The 14,587-nt window shown below is 60.1% G+C and carries 15 protein-coding genes; 1 reads left to right on the top strand and 14 read right to left on the bottom strand.

Annotated features, from left to right (window positions below):
* Nucleotides 1–45: 45 nt before the first annotated feature.
* The 14 genes from KTN04_RS03545 to ffh form a co-directional block, all read right to left on the bottom strand.
* On the bottom strand, nucleotides 46–894 hold the full coding sequence (locus tag KTN04_RS03545; RefSeq protein ID WP_217333839.1) for an EAL domain-containing protein: 849 nt from the start codon (nucleotides 892–894) through the stop codon (nucleotides 46–48).
* A 67-nt stretch (nucleotides 895–961) separates the two neighbouring features.
* Nucleotides 962–1,807, bottom strand: a complete 846-nt coding sequence (gene nfo, locus KTN04_RS03540) for a deoxyribonuclease IV (RefSeq protein ID WP_217333838.1) — start codon at nucleotides 1,805–1,807, stop codon at nucleotides 962–964.
* Nucleotides 1,808–1,818: 11 nt separating this feature from the next.
* Complete coding sequence (locus KTN04_RS03535; RefSeq protein ID WP_217333837.1) at nucleotides 1,819–1,998, bottom strand: hypothetical protein; 180 nt, start codon at nucleotides 1,996–1,998, stop codon at nucleotides 1,819–1,821.
* Between the two features lie 149 nt (nucleotides 1,999–2,147).
* Complete coding sequence (gene recJ, locus KTN04_RS03530; protein ID WP_217333836.1) at nucleotides 2,148–3,881, bottom strand: single-stranded-DNA-specific exonuclease RecJ; 1,734 nt, start codon at nucleotides 3,879–3,881, stop codon at nucleotides 2,148–2,150.
* Nucleotides 3,882–3,988: 107 nt separating this feature from the next.
* Entirely contained in the window at nucleotides 3,989–5,383 is a 1,395-nt protein-coding gene (thrC, locus tag KTN04_RS03525; RefSeq protein ID WP_217333835.1) for a threonine synthase, read from the bottom strand.
* Between the two features lie 10 nt (nucleotides 5,384–5,393).
* On the bottom strand, nucleotides 5,394–6,695 hold the full coding sequence (locus KTN04_RS03520; RefSeq protein WP_217333834.1) for a homoserine dehydrogenase: 1,302 nt from the start codon (nucleotides 6,693–6,695) through the stop codon (nucleotides 5,394–5,396).
* Between the two features lie 132 nt (nucleotides 6,696–6,827).
* Nucleotides 6,828–7,562 carry a DsbC family protein gene (locus KTN04_RS03515; protein ID WP_217333833.1) on the bottom strand — a complete coding sequence of 245 codons (735 nt, stop codon included), beginning with the start codon at nucleotides 7,560–7,562 and terminating at the stop codon, nucleotides 6,828–6,830.
* 60 nt (nucleotides 7,563–7,622) lie between these two features.
* On the bottom strand, nucleotides 7,623–8,552 hold the full coding sequence (xerD, locus tag KTN04_RS03510; protein WP_217333832.1) for a site-specific tyrosine recombinase XerD: 930 nt from the start codon (nucleotides 8,550–8,552) through the stop codon (nucleotides 7,623–7,625).
* Nucleotides 8,549–9,952, bottom strand: a complete 1,404-nt coding sequence (locus KTN04_RS03505; RefSeq protein ID WP_217333831.1) for a hypothetical protein — start codon at nucleotides 9,950–9,952, stop codon at nucleotides 8,549–8,551. Before KTN04_RS03505 ends, xerD begins: the two co-directional genes overlap by 4 nt.
* A 142-nt stretch (nucleotides 9,953–10,094) precedes the next feature.
* Complete coding sequence (gene rplS, locus KTN04_RS03500; protein ID WP_217333830.1) at nucleotides 10,095–10,451, bottom strand: 50S ribosomal protein L19; 357 nt, start codon at nucleotides 10,449–10,451, stop codon at nucleotides 10,095–10,097.
* 9 nt (nucleotides 10,452–10,460) lie between these two features.
* On the bottom strand, nucleotides 10,461–11,219 hold the full coding sequence (trmD, locus tag KTN04_RS03495; RefSeq protein ID WP_217333829.1) for a tRNA (guanosine(37)-N1)-methyltransferase TrmD: 759 nt from the start codon (nucleotides 11,217–11,219) through the stop codon (nucleotides 10,461–10,463).
* 3 nt (nucleotides 11,220–11,222) lie between these two features.
* A complete protein-coding gene (gene rimM / locus KTN04_RS03490; RefSeq protein WP_217333828.1) occupies nucleotides 11,223–11,762 on the bottom strand; it encodes a ribosome maturation factor RimM in 540 nt (179 codons plus the stop codon).
* 15 nt (nucleotides 11,763–11,777) lie between these two features.
* Complete coding sequence (gene rpsP, locus KTN04_RS03485; protein ID WP_217333827.1) at nucleotides 11,778–12,029, bottom strand: 30S ribosomal protein S16; 252 nt, start codon at nucleotides 12,027–12,029, stop codon at nucleotides 11,778–11,780.
* Between the two features lie 180 nt (nucleotides 12,030–12,209).
* Nucleotides 12,210–13,592: a signal recognition particle protein gene (ffh, locus tag KTN04_RS03480; protein WP_217333826.1), complete on the bottom strand. Its 1,383-nt coding sequence runs from the start codon at nucleotides 13,590–13,592 to the stop codon at nucleotides 12,210–12,212.
* A 151-nt stretch (nucleotides 13,593–13,743) separates the two neighbouring features.
* Here ffh and KTN04_RS03475 point away from each other — a divergent pair, with 151 nt between their 5' ends.
* A complete protein-coding gene (locus tag KTN04_RS03475; protein WP_217333825.1) occupies nucleotides 13,744–14,541 on the top strand; it encodes a cytochrome C assembly family protein in 798 nt (265 codons plus the stop codon).
* Nucleotides 14,542–14,587: the final 46 nt, after the last annotated feature.

Raw genomic sequence — 14,587 nt, 5'->3', positions numbered from 1 at the left:
CGACTATACCACTGCCGGGCGGGAGACCCCAATCGGAGGCCAGAGTCAGGCCGTGCGCAATCCCAGCGCCTGGAACATGCGCCGGGCTCGGCTTGGCCGGGTAGCACGTACCTGCGCCGGGGTCAGCGCGGCACTGGGGACGGCCGCGGGACGGCCGAGCAGAAACCCCTGCCCCAGCTCAATGCCAAGCTGCTGCAGCACGCGCAATTCATCCGGCTGTTCGATCCCTTCGGCCAGCACACGACAGCCCAGATTACGGCCGACCTGGCAGATGGAACGCACGAACGCGCGCTTGACCGGATCCTGGTCAAGCCTGTGGATAAAGTGGCGGTCGATCTTGACGAACTCCGGCTGCAGCTCGGACCAAAGCTTGAGGCCCGAATAACCGGTACCCAGATCGTCAATGGCAATCCGAAACCCCATGCTGCGGTAATGCTCCACCGCCGCTCGGGTCAGGCCCTGCTGATCGAAGGGATGCTGTTCAGACAACTCGATGACGATGCTTTCCACCGCAATGCCCAGCTGGCGCAGCAGCTCAACGGTAAAGCCGTGTTCATGACCGGGAGAACTGAGCAGCGAGGCGGTCACATTGAGAAACAGGGTATTACCCACCGGCAGGCGAGCGAAGTGCTGCAAGGAGAGCTGACGGCACAGCCGCTCCAGCTCCAGCTGTCGACCTTCACGAATGGCGGCTCCGAAAAGTGCCGCCGGAGTGTGCAGCAAGCTACCCTTTGGGCCGCGGATCAACGCCTCGTAGCCCAGCATGCGGCCCTGTTTCAGATCCACGATCGGCTGAAAGTGCGGATAAAGGCGCTGCTCGGCCAGAATCTCGTTCAAAGCCTGACGCTGCAGTGCCTGCTGGGCATCAAAGTGTCGCGAGGGCCTGTACTGCATGTTGAACTACCGCTGACTGATGAAACCGGCGCAGTCTATGTCATCGAGATGACAGCCGCATGACACCTCAGGCGGCAGCCAACGCGCGCAGCTGCTGAATCTCGTCGGCCCAGATCTCCGGTTCGATGGTTTCCAGCACCAGCGGGATGCCCTCGAAGCGGCTGTCCTGCATGATGAACTCGAACGGCGCCCAGCCGATTTCGCCCTGCCCCAGGCTGTGGTGACGGTCGATGCGACTGTCCAGCGCGCCCTTGGAATCGTTCAGGTGCATGCCGCGCAGGTAGTCGAAACCGACGATGCGCTCGAACTCGGCAAAAGTGTGAGCGCAGGCCTCGGGGGTGCGCAGGTCATAGCCCGCCGCGAAGGTGTGGCAGGTATCCAGGCAGACACCCACACGCGACTTGTCCTCCACCTGATCGATGATCGCCGCCAGCTGCTCGAAGCGAAAGCCCAGGTTGGAGCCCTGACCGGCGGTGTTCTCGATCACGGCGACCACGCTGTCGGTCTCGGCCAGTGCCAGGTTGATCGACGTGGCGATGGTGCTCAGACAGGTGGCTTCATCCACCTTGCGCAGGTGACTGCCGGGATGGAAGTTGAGCAGTTTCAGCCCCAGCTGTTCGCAGCGCTGCATTTCGTCGAGAAAGGCGGCACGGGATTTTTCCAGCGCCTCGGTTTCGGGATGACCGAGGTTGATCAGGTAACTGTCGTGAGGCAGGATCTGGTTGGCACTGAACCCCAGCCGCTCGCAGTTGGCCTTGAACGCCTTGATGCTCTTGCTGGTCAGCGGCTTGGCCTCCCAACGACGCTGATTCTTGGTGAACAGGGCAAAGGCATTGGCGCCGAGTTTGGCCGCATTCAACGGGGCGTTTTCCACCCCGCCGGAGGCGCTGACATGAGCTCCGATGTAGTACATCCGTCTAATCCTCAGAGCTTACAAGCACCGCCCAGGCAATCATCAAAATCCATCGATGCCAGCTCTTCCTTCTCGGCATGCTGCGCTTTGATGCGCGCCAGCAGATCGGCTTCGATGGCATCCTGGCCGGCACCGGCACGGTCAAAGACATTCAACAGTGCAGTCAATTCTTCCAGGGTGAGTTCGTGCATGGGGTACTCCTCGGCCGACGTAAGGCCGGTTGAATTAGCGATCGAAACAGGGCGCGTATCCTAGCTCAAGATGAGGCAAAACGACACTTATCAGGCATAAGCGAAGCAGGCCAGCGTGGCCGGACCGGCTTAAGCTATGGAGCCTTCCGTCACTCCACACCGATCCAGTCCACCATCAGCTGCAGGCTGCGTTGACCGCGGAACTCGTTCACATCCAGCCGGTACACCAGGCGCACCTTCTGAACTGATTCGTCGGGCCAGACCAGAGTGTCCACGTTGAACGCGATCGCATCCAGCGCCAGGGTGCCACCTTCGGGCATCACCACCAGCTTGAGGTGGCGCTGGCCGACGATGCGCTGCTGCAACAGGTGAAAACGGCCTTCAAACAGCGGCTCAGGGAACTGATGCCCCCAGGGGCCGGCGTTGCGCAGGGCTTCGGCCAGTTCCATGCTGAACGCGGCTTCCGGCAGTTCGCCGTCGGTGAGGATACGCTGGGTCAGGTCATCGGCATCCAGCTGACGGCGCACCTCGGCATCGAAGGCATCGCTGAAGGCGGCCAGGTCCTCGGCGGCGATGGTCAGACCGGCCGCCATGGCGTGGCCACCGAACTTCTTCAGCAGCCCCGGGTGTTTGGCCGCCACGGCATCGAGGCCGTCACGGATATGGAAGCCGTTGATCGAGCGTGCCGAGCCCTTGATCTCGCCCGCGTCACCGGGGGCGAAGGCAATCACCGGGCGGTATACCCGTTCCTTGATGCGCGAGGCCAGAATGCCGATCACGCCCTGGTGCCAGTATTCGTCATACAGACAGAGGCCGAACGGCAGTTCCCGATCATTGAGGCTGAGCTGCCCCAGCAGTTCCAGTGCCTGCTGCTGCATCTCCTGCTCGATGCCACGGCGCTCGCGGTTGAGTTCATCCAACTCGCGCGCCATGGACAACGCCCGGTCGTAGTTTTCTTCCAGCAGACACTCGATGCCGATCGACATGTCCTCAAGACGGCCGGCAGCGTTAAGCCTTGGCGCGATGGCAAAGCCCAGGTCGCTGGCGACGATGCGGTCACGGCGACGACCGGAGACCTCGATCAGCGCCAGCAAGCCGGGACGCGCCTGACCGGCACGGATACGCTGCAGCCCTTGCCACACCAGGGCGCGGTTGTTGCGCTCCAACGGCACTACATCGGCGACGGTGCCCAGGGCCACCAGATCCAGCAGACTGGCCAGATTGGGGGCTTGGCCGTTAAACCAGCCGCGCTCATTCAAGGCTCGGCGCAGAGCAATCAGTACGTAGAAAATCACCCCCACGCCACAGGTGGACTTGGCAATGAAGTCACAGCCCGGCTGGTTGGGGTTGACGATGGCGCAAGCCTCGGGTAGCTCGGCACCGGCCAGGTGGTGGTCGGTGACGATGACATCGATGCCCAGCGCATTGGCACGCGCCACACCTTCGATGCTGGAGATGCCGTTATCCACGGTGATGACCAGGTCCGGCCGGGAACGGGACGCAACCTCGACAATTTCCGGACTGAGGCCATAACCGTATTCAAAGCGGTTGGGCACCAGGTACTCGACCTCAGCAGCCCCCAGCATGCGCAGCCCCAGCAGAGCCACGCTGGTGCTGGTGGCGCCATCACAGTCGAAATCGCCGACGATAAGAATCTTCTGCCGCTGCTCCAGAGCGGTCAGCAGACGCGCCACCGCGGCAGGCACACCCTTCATCTGGCTGTCCGGCAACAGCTCCTGCAAGCGGCGCCCCAGCAAGGCCGGATCGTCGATGCCGCGGGCGGCATAAACACGAGCCAGCACCGGATCAAGCACAGTCAGCGGTGGATGGGCGGGATCGACCAGCAGCGGCCGTTGTTCGATGATCGGGTCGGATACACTCATGCACGGGTCCGGGCGGGTGAAAAGAGGAAAACGAACAGCAACAGCAGGCATTGCGCCCGCTGCAGGCAGACCGGCTAAGCCGGTCTGCCCATCGGTCATGCCGAGCCTCAGCCGCGGTGGGCGTTGGTGGCGATGTAGCTCTGTACCTTGGACAGGTCGTTGGCCAGCACTTCGAAACGCTCGTCACGCTCGAACAGATCCGCCATGTGGGTCGGCAGCTGCGGCGATTCCAGGCCGGCCTTGACCACCGGTTCCGGGAACTTGACCGGATGTGCAGTAGCCAAGGTGATCATCGGCACCGCCTTGTCACGCCAGCATTCACGGGCCGCTTTGACACCGATGGCGGTGTGCGGATCGAGCAGATAGCCGGTTTCGGCGTGCACGTCCTTGATCACCGCGCAGGTGGTCTCGTCATCGACCGCATGGCTGTCGAACAGTGCACGCACCTTCTCCCAGCGCGCACCATCCAGCTGTACCGGCTCCTGCTTGAAACGCGCCATCAGATCGGCAATGGCGGCACCGTCGCGGTCGTAGACGTCGAACAGCAGACGCTCGAAATTGGAGCTGACCATGATATCCATCGACGGTGACAGGGTGTGCTCAAGTGTGCCCTTGGACATGTCGTTGCCGCTGATCACGCGGTGCAGGATATCGTTGCGGTTGGTGGCCACCACCAGCTGTTCGATCGGCAGGCCCATCTGCTTGGCCAGGTAGCCAGCGAAAATGTCACCGAAGTTGCCGGTCGGCACGGAGAAGGACACCGGGCGGTGAGGACCGCCCACGGCCAGGGCAGCCGAGAAGTAGTACACGATCTGGGACATGATGCGCGCCCAGTTGATCGAGTTGACCGCACCCAGCTTGAGGCCGTTGAGGAAGCCCTGGTCGGCAAAACTGTCCTTGACCATTTCCTGACAGTCGTCGAAGTTGCCTTCCAGCGCGATATTGAACACGTTGTCCGCCTTGATGGTGGTCATCTGGCGGCGCTGCACTTCAGACACGCGGTTGTACGGGTGCAGAATGAAGATATCCAGGTGCTCGGAATGGCGGCAGCCTTCGATCGCTGCGGAGCCGGTATCACCGGAGGTGGCGCCCATGATCACTAGACGCTCGCCGCGCTCGGCCAGCACGTGATCCATCAGACGGCCCAGCAACTGCAGGGCAAAGTCCTTGAACGCCAGCGTCGGGCCATGGAAGAGTTCCAGCACCCACTCATTGGTGCCCAGCTCTTTCAGCGGCGCCACGGCACTGTGATTGAAACCGGCATAGGTCTCGTCAACCATGCGCTTGAGATCGGCTTCGCTGATGCAGTCGTCCACGAACGGCTTGATCACCTTGAACGCCAGCTCGGCGTAGGACAGGCCGGCCCAGGAGGCAATTTCGTCCTGCGAGAAAGTCGGCAGGGTTTCCGGTACGTACAGGCCGCCGTCGCTGGCCAGGCCAGCCAGCAGCACGTCGGCAAAGTTCAGTTTCGGCGCCTGGCCGCGGGTAGAGATATAGTTCATGACTCAGTCCTCAGTCTGCCAGCTGCTCGACACGAATACGTACGATTTCGCCAAGGATATCCGGCAGGGCTTCGATCTCGCGGATCGCTTCATTCATCATCCGCTCTTCCACGCGCTGGGTGAGCATGATCACCGGCACCTGAGCTTCGGTGGTCTGTTTCTGGATGATCGCTTCAATGTTGATGCCTTTTTCACCCAGGATCCGGGTGACGTGTGACAGCACGCCCGGGCGCTCGACGGCCTGCAGACGCAGGTAGTAGGCGCTGGTGGTCTGGTCAACCGGCAGTACCGGTGCATCTGACAGGGCGGACGGCTGGAATGCCAGGTGCGGCACGCGGTTGTCGCGGTCGGCCGTCAGGGTACGCACCACATCCACGACATCGGCCACCACCGCCGACGCGGTCGCTTCGGCACCGGCACCCGGGCCATAATACAGGGTCTGGCCGACGGCATCGCCATCCACCAGCACGGCGTTCATCACGCCGTTGACGTTGGCCAGCAGCACATCTTTCGGGATCAGGGTCGGGTGCACGCGCAGCTCGATGCCTTTGTCGGTGCGGCGAGTAATACCCAGATGCTTGACCCGGTAGCCCAGCTCTTCGGCGTACTGGATATCCTGCGGGGTGATCTTGCTGATCCCCTCGGTGTATCCCTTGCTGAACTGCAACGGGATACCGAATGCCAGCGACGACAGGATGGTCAGCTTGTGCGCCGCATCAATACCTTCAACGTCGAAGGTCGGATCCGCTTCGGCGTAGCCCAGTGCCTGCGCTTCCTGCAGTACATCGGCAAACTCACGCCCCTTCTCGCGCATCTCGGTCATGATGAAGTTGCCGGTACCATTGATGATACCTGCCAGCCAATTGATCTGGTTGGCCGCCAGACCTTCGCGAATCGCCTTGATGATCGGAATGCCGCCAGCAACGGACGCTTCGAACGCCACCATGACGTTCTTTTCCTGTGCCGCTTCGAATATCTCGTTGCCATGTACCGCGATCAGCGCCTTGTTGGCCGTCACCACGTGCTTGCCGTTTTCAATCGCGGTCATGACCAGGTCACGTGCGGTATCGTAGCCGCCGATCAGCTCAATAACGATATCGATCTCAGGGTTGGTCGCAACCTCGAACACGTCCGTGGTGATCTGCATGCCCGTGGTGTCGCAGTTGGGATTGTCGCTGCGCATGGCAATCTGTTCGATCAGAATATGACGCCCGGCACGCCGGGAGATCTCCTCTGCATTGCGCATCAAGACATTGAAGGTACCGCCACCGACGGTTCCCAGACCACAGATCCCTACTTTTACCGGTTTCAAGCCAACACCTCGCAGATTGTTCGGTCAGATCAGTCACCGCCGACGGGCGGCCAAAAATGGGGTCCAGTATAGCGAAAAGGCGGGTCATACACTATGTATGCCCGCCCTGTTGCGATAACCGTGTTGCGTCAATCAGTCCAGTTTCATGATCTGCTGCAGTCGTGCAGCCGGCATGTAACCCGGCAGCAGCGTGCCATCATCCAGAATCAGGGCCGGGGTGCCGGTGACACCCAGCTTTTGCCCCAGCATGAACTGGTCCAGTACCGGGCTGTCGCAGGTCTCGTTGTCCAGGCGCGCGCCTTCCTTGATGCTGTCCATGCGCTCGCGACGTTCGTCGGCATCACCACACCAGATGGTCTGCATCTTGGCGTGAGCCGGCGAACTGGGTCCGCCACGGGGGAAGGCCAGGTAGTTGACCTGAACGCCCATCTTGTTGAGGGCCGGCACTTCTTCGTGCAGCTTGCGGCAGTAGGGGCAGTCCACGTCGGTAAACACGTGAATGGTGGCCTTAACCTCGCCACTTGGCGGATACACCACCATGTCAGCCGGATCCAGCGCGGCAATCGCGGCCTGGCGGGCCACATTGCGCTTCTGCTCAGTCAGATTGACCAGCCCCTGATCTGCATCCACCCTGAACAGCTGGCCAGCCAGCAGATACTCGCCTTTCATGTCGGAATACAGGGTTTCACCGCTGCTGAGCATGACCTCATACAACCCCGCCACAGGGGCCGGTTCGACACTTTGTACCTGCAAGCGGGCGTCAACCTGCTTGAGCTGCTGGCGGATAGTCTCTTCAGCGCCATCCGCCGCCCAGACAGAACCTGTCAGGAGCAGCATCATCGCCGATGTCAGGGTAGTTGATCGCATGTGTGCCTCAAATTGAAATGTGCGTGATTAATATTTGAACGCGTTGACGGCAAATGGTTCCTAGCCACGCGGATGATGTTCGCGGTGCAATGACTGTAACCGGTGGCTGGCCACATGGGTGTAGATCTGTGTGGTTGACAGATCACTGTGTCCCAGCAGCATCTGCACCACCCGTAGGTCGGCACCATGGTTGAGTAGATGGGTGGCAAAAGCATGGCGCAGCACGTGCGGTGACAGCGGCTTGTCGATGCCGCTTTCCAGCGAGTAACGCTTGACGCGATACCAGAACGTTTGCCGGGTCATCATCTGGCCGCGCTGACTGAGAAACAGGGCTTCTTCCAACGTGTTTTTCTGCAACAGCGGACGCCCTTGCACCAGATAGCGCGACAGCCAGCGCAGAGCTTCATCGCCGACCGGCACCAGGCGTTCCTTGTCGCCCTTGCCCACCACGCGAATGACGCCGATGCGCTGGTTAACCTGCTCCAGCTGCAACCCCACCAATTCACTGACACGCAGGCCGGTGGCATACAGCAGCTCCAACATGGTGCGATCCCGCAAGCCCAGCAGGTCCCGGGTATCCGGCGCCATGAGTAGCGTTTCCACATCCTGCTCGGTCAGGGTTTTCGGCAACGGACGGCCGCTACGCGGGTTGTCCAGATTCAGAGTCGGATCAACCTGAACATGCCCTTCGCGCAGCAGATAGCGATAAAAGCCGCGCAAACAGGACAATAGCCGGGAGGTTGAACTGCTCTTGAGCTGCTGTTCCAGGCGCCAGTTCAGGTAGCGCTGCAGCTCGGATCGTCCCGCCTGCGCCAAGTGCTGCTCCTGCTCGTTCAGCCAGAGCGCATACTGGCGCAGATCCCGCCGGTAGGATGCCAAAGAGTTTTCACTCAGGCCCTTTTCCAGCCAGAGCACGTTGATCCAGTTCTCAATCAGCTCATGATCGACCGCCTGCGGCAGGCGCGCCGAACGGCGACCGTCCGGTTTCAACGATACACCTCGGCCTGCTGGATACGCGCCCGATCCAGCGGATATTCCGCCATGCCCTGCTCCATGCGCTGCATGACACGAATGCCCTTGGCATCAACGGACATCAGGCGCCCCTCAACATCATTGCCGAAATAGGTAAAGATACGTACCGGCTTGCCCAAATACTGTCCCAACTCATCCAGTGGTGTCACCCGATAGCGCTTTTTCACCGGAACGCTGCGCCGAGACGATGCCACGGCTGCCAGGGGTGAATCGGCAGCCTTGAGCTTTTCATCTGTCATCGCCGCTGACGAAGGCTCAACAACGGCCGCGTGCTCGTCTGATGCCGCCGAACGCTCCTGCGCTGCCCCAGCCAGACCCTCACGCGCCACGCGAGTGCCACTGCCGGCCTGCCCTACCTGCTGCAGCAGCTCATTCCACTGAATACCGGCCAACTCTACCGGCGTATCATTGATACTTAAAATCGGGTTGAGCTTTTCAATCAGGTACGTCGGGTCCTGTAGCATCATCAGCTCGGCCGAGCCAAAGCCCCCAATTGGGTGCAGGGCCAGTGACAGGCTCATGCCCTCCTGCTGCACCTGCTTGTAGGCGTCGAGCAGCTCACCCGGCATCTCAATAGCGTTGGCCGCCAGCCAGCGCTCGAACAAGGCCTGATGATATGACGGAAAGTCAGATGGCCGCATTTCGGCTTCACGCGCGCACATGGCCGTGACACGCTTGTTGTACCCACGGTCCTGGTAGTCGACTTCAAACTGCTCCAGGCGCGCGGTACCGGTTGCCATCATTGGATTCTTCAGTTGTGCCGGGTCGGCACTGAACGCCATCTTAAGCCGGGTGTCACCCATTTTGTCGACATCCACACGAGCATCAAAGAGGATGCTCCGCGCCTCTTCGTCTCCTCGGTAGTGCAGATCAATATCCATGCGCAGGTCACGATAGCCCATCATGCGCAGGCTATTGATATCGAATTGGCGCACGGAGCCACAGCCCAGCGCCGTCGGACTGACATACAACGGGCTCTGTTCCAGCACTTGCGACATCTGTTTCTGCATGTCGTGAAACAGGGCTGAATCCAGGCTTTGCTCGACTCCGCCAAGATTAATGAACAGCTCTTCCGGTGGCTCATCACCACCAAACAGCAGGTACAAAGGACTGCCAACGCGCACGCGCACCTGATCGATACTGACCGGCGCATGCACCTGATGCGGCGAGATGGTCAGCGAGTTGACGCCGACGGTCCCATTGGGGTGTGCGTGAATGGCGCCATATTGCACGCTGGCGAACGGCGACAGCTGCGCGACCATGTCGTCAATATTGCTTTTGACCTGATACCAGTAAAAGCCATATGCCGCAGCCGCCATCACTACCGGCGCACCCAACCATGTTCCCAGCCTACGCATGCAACACTCCGCTGTCTGTTCAGTTGCTATTCATACTGGCGTTGATTCTAGGGACTGACCGCGCAAATGGCGAGAATCCAGATCAACAAAAAAGGCAGCCGTTTCGGGCTGCCTTTTTTGAAGGTGCAGGGAGAGACAAGTCTCAGCCCAGCTTTTCCTTGATACGTGCAGACTTGCCGCTGCGCTCGCGCAGGTAGTACAGCTTGGCCTGGCGCACGTCACCGCGACGCTTGACTTCGATCTGTTCAACTGTCGGGCTGTAAGTCTGGAAAGTACGCTCAACGCCCACGCCGTGAGAGATCTTGCGTACAGTGAAAGCAGAGTTCAGGCCGCGATTACGCTTACCCAATACCACACCTTCAAACGCCTGCAGACGGCTACGGCTGCCTTCTACTACACGTACCTGTACGACTACGGTGTCACCCGGTGCAAAAGCCGGGACTTCTTTGCTCATCTGTTCAGCTTCGATCTGCTGAATAATCAGGCTCTTGTTGCTCATTGCTCGCTCCTAAGATATTGCTTCCGCCGGCCCCTGGGCCTCGCGGATATATTCGCTTAACAACGTCTGCTGTTCCGGGTTCAAGTCAATCTTGTCCAGCAGGTCAGGTCGCCGCTCCCAGGTTCGCCCCAGTTGCTGCTTCAAGCGCCAGCGTCGGATCTCGGCATGATTGCCGCTCAGCAGCACCGCCGGCACCCGCTGACCATCCAGTTCCTCGGGACGGGTGTAGTGTGGACAGTCGAGCAAGCCATCGAAAAAGGAGTCTTCCACTGCCGATTCGCTATGCCCCAGCACGCCGGGCACAAGACGGGCAACGGCATCAATCATGACCATTGCCGGCAGCTCACCGCCACTGAGGACAAAATCACCCAGTGACCACTCCTCGTCAACTTCGCTCTGCAGCAGACGCTCGTCAATACCTTCGTAGCGCCCGGCTACCAGAATTAACTTGTCGCTTGCCGCCAGTTCACACGCCCCGACCTGATCCAGACGGCGCCCCTGAGGTGACAGGTAAATCACCCGGGCCCCATCACCGGCCGCCACTCTGGCAGCACCGATGGCGTCGCGCAGCGGCTGGACCTTCATCAGCATGCCGGGACCACCGCCATAGGGGCGATCATCCACGGTACGGTGACGATCATGCGTGAAATCGCGAGGATTCCAGCACTCCACGTCAATCAGGCCGTTGCGCACCGCCCGCCCGGTGACGCCGTAGCGAGTAACCGCTTCGAACATCTCCGGGAACAGGCTGACGATCCCGAACCACATGACTCAGAAATCCGGGTCCCAATCGACCCGCATCTGTCCCGAATCAAGATCTACTTTTTTCACCACCTGATCGGGCAGCCAGGGAATCAAGCGCTCTTCGCGATCGATACTCTCGGCCGTCCCCTTGACCACCAACACGTCATTGGCGCCGGTTTCCATCAGGTGGCTGACCCGACCCAGCAATACGCCGGATTCGGTGTATACCAACAGGTTTTCCAGCTGGCTCCAGTAATACTCACCGGTCTCCAGTTGCGGCAGCTCGGATCTGGGCACCTTGATTTCACGCCCATTCCACCGTCGCGCCTCTTCTGGAGTATTCACACCGGCCAATTTGGCGATCAGACCTTTCCCGTGACGCTTGCCAGCTTCCAGTTTGACCGGCGTTATCCGCCCGTCGCACTTCACCTGCCACGAGTTGTATTTCAGTATGTTCTCCATGGGGTCGGTATAAGAATAGACTTTGATCCACCCCTTGATACCGTACGGAGACGTGAAACGACCCAGTACAACCAGGTCTTCACTGTTTTCACTTTTTACTGACACGGTCTGTATCCGACCTTACTCTGCTGCCTTGCGTGCTTCTTTGAGCAGCTGAGCAACACGCTCAGAAGTCTGAGCACCCTTGCCAACCCAGTACTCAACACGTTCCAGGTTGACGCGCAGACGCTCTTCCTGACCACGAGCAACCGGGTTGAAGAAGCCGACACGCTCAATAAAGCGGCCATCACGCGCATTGCGTGAATCGGCTACAGTGATGTGATAGAAAGGACGCTTTTTAGCGCCACCACGAGACAAACGAATAGTGACCATGCGCTGGACCCCTTTATTTCGCTGGATGGGTTTTAGGATCGCCCATCGTTCTTGTTTCTTCGTTTCCCCAGCCAGACTGCCCAGGTAAACAAAGGCCAAATTAAACAGGGCGGCAATTTTACGGGAAATCACCGCCCGTTAAAAGCAAAAAGATCAGTTTTTAAACAAACCCCGCCGCTATCACATGCGCGGGAAACCACCGCCGCCGCCCATGCCCGGCGGCATCATACCCTTCATGCCGCGCGCAAGCTTGGCCATGCCCGACTTGGAGCCGAATTTCTTCATCATCTTAGCCATCTGCTTGTGCTGCTTGAGCAGACGGTTAACATCCTGTACCTGGGTGCCGGAGCCCAACGCGATGCGACGCTTGCGCGAGCCGCTGATCACGTCCGGGTGGCGACGCTCATGCGGGGTCATCGAGTTGATGATGACGCACATCTGCTGGATCCCCTTCTCCGCCTGGGCTGCCTGGGCCGCCTGGGCCATCTGGCCCATGCCGGGGAGTTTTTCCAGCATCGACATCATGCCGCCCATGTTCTGCATCTGCTGGATCTGCTCACGGAAGTCTTCCAGGTCAAAGCCCTTGCCCTTAGTGACTTTCTTGGCAAATTTCTCGGCTTTTTCCTTGTCGATCTTGTGTTCGGCTTCCTCAATCAGCGACAGCACGTCACCCATGCCAAGAATGCGCGAGGCCACACGATCCGGGTGGAAGGGTTCCAAGGCGTCAGTCTTCTCGCCCACACCCAGGAACTTGATCGGCTTGCCGGTAATGTGACGCACCGATAGGGCGGCACCGCCACGAGCATCACCGTCGGTCTTGGTCAGGATGACACCGGTCAGCGGCAGCACCTCGTTGAACGCCTTGGCCGTGTTGGCCGCGTCCTGGCCGGTCATGGAGTCGACCACGAACAGAGTTTCCACCGGTTGGACCGAAGCGTGCAGGCGCTTGATCTCCTGCATCATGTCATCATCGACATGCAGACGACCGGCGGTATCGAGAATCAGCACATCGAACGCCTTGACCCGCGCGTGCTGGATCGCCGCTTCGGCGATATCGACCGGGTCCTGGTCGGCACTGGAGGGGAAGAACTCGACGCCCACCTCACCGGCCAGGGTTTCCAGCTGGCGAATCGCGGCCGGACGGTACACGTCCGCGGATACCACCAGTACTTTTTTCTTCTTGCGCTCTTTTAGGAAGCGCGACAGCTTAGCCACGGAGGTGGTTTTACCGGCACCCTGCAGACCGGCCATCATCAGCACGGCCGGCGGCTGGGTGGCCAGGTCGAGCTCGGCATTAGCCTCGCCCATCACCTTGACCAGCTCTTCATTGACGATCTTGACGAATACCTGGCCCGGACTCAGGCTCTTGCTGACCTCCTGGCCCACAGCGCGTTCCTTCACGCTGTTGATGAAGGCTTTCACTACCGGCAGGGCAACATCGGCCTCCAGCAGCGCCATCCGGACTTCACGCAGCGTACCCTTGATGTTGTCCTCGGTCAGCTTTGCCTGACCGGTCACCGAGCGCAGCGTCTGCGTAAGCCGTTCTGTCAGATTATCAAACATCGAATACCTCTATCTGCCGGCGGCACCCTCCCGGCGCCTGCCCTGTAAACGCTTTGGCGACATATTATACAGAAGCCCCCGCCCGGGGGGCACCTATATTTCCTCCTCCCAGCATTTGTGCCACACTTGGCCGCCATTGAGGAGGATATGGATGCTGATCACCACGACGCTACTCGCCGTACTGTGCTATCTCGTTGCGACCGGGCTGCAATGGCGTCGCCTGTCGACCGGTAACCGTATCGATCTGCGCCTGCCCGTGCGCCTGCTGGGGCTGGGCGCGTTCGGGTTGCAGGGGTACAGCATCTATCACCTGCTGCACCAGCCCGGCGGCATCGACCTGAGCCTGTTTCCGGTCGGCTCGCTGATCGCCTGGGCAGTGGTCGGCATGGTCCTGCTGAGCAGTCTGCGCCAGCGCCTGGACAACCTGTTCATCGGCGTATTTCCGCTGGCAGCCGTGACCTCACTGCTGGCCGCTTTCATCGATACCGGTTCGGCGCCGCGCCCCTATGCCGGCGGGCTGATCACCCACATCCTGTTGTCCCTGCTGGCGTATAGCCTGTTTACCATTGCCACCGTGCAGGCCATTCTGCTGTCACGCCAGGAAGCCGCACTCAAACAGCACCACACTCGTGGCCTGGTCGCCTCGCTACCCCCACTGCAGATGATGGAGCGCCTGCTGTTCGAAAGCCTCTGGGCCGGCTTCATCCTGCTCAGCGCTGCACTGATCACCGGCTTCCTGTTTGTCGAAAATCTGTTTGCACAGCATTTGGCCCACAAGACGCTGCTGTCCCTGTTTGCCTGGGGCGTCTATGCGGTGCTGCTGAGCGGTCGTCACTTCCTGGGCTGGCGCAGCCGTACCGCCGTGCGTTGGACCCTGGGCGGCTTTATTCTGCTGATGCTGGGCTTTTTCGGCTCCAAGCTGGTACTGGAACTGCTGCTATCGCCCTAGCCAAAAGCATGCCCTGAGACAGCTTGACAGCCCCTGTTTCTGACCA

The sequence above is a fragment of the Marinobacterium weihaiense genome (assembly GCF_019061305.1).
GTDB classification, from domain to species: Bacteria; Pseudomonadota; Gammaproteobacteria; order Pseudomonadales; family Balneatricaceae; genus Marinobacterium; species Marinobacterium weihaiense.
The sequence above is the reverse complement of the archived record's forward strand: the minus strand, read 5'-3'. Positions and strand labels throughout refer to the sequence as shown.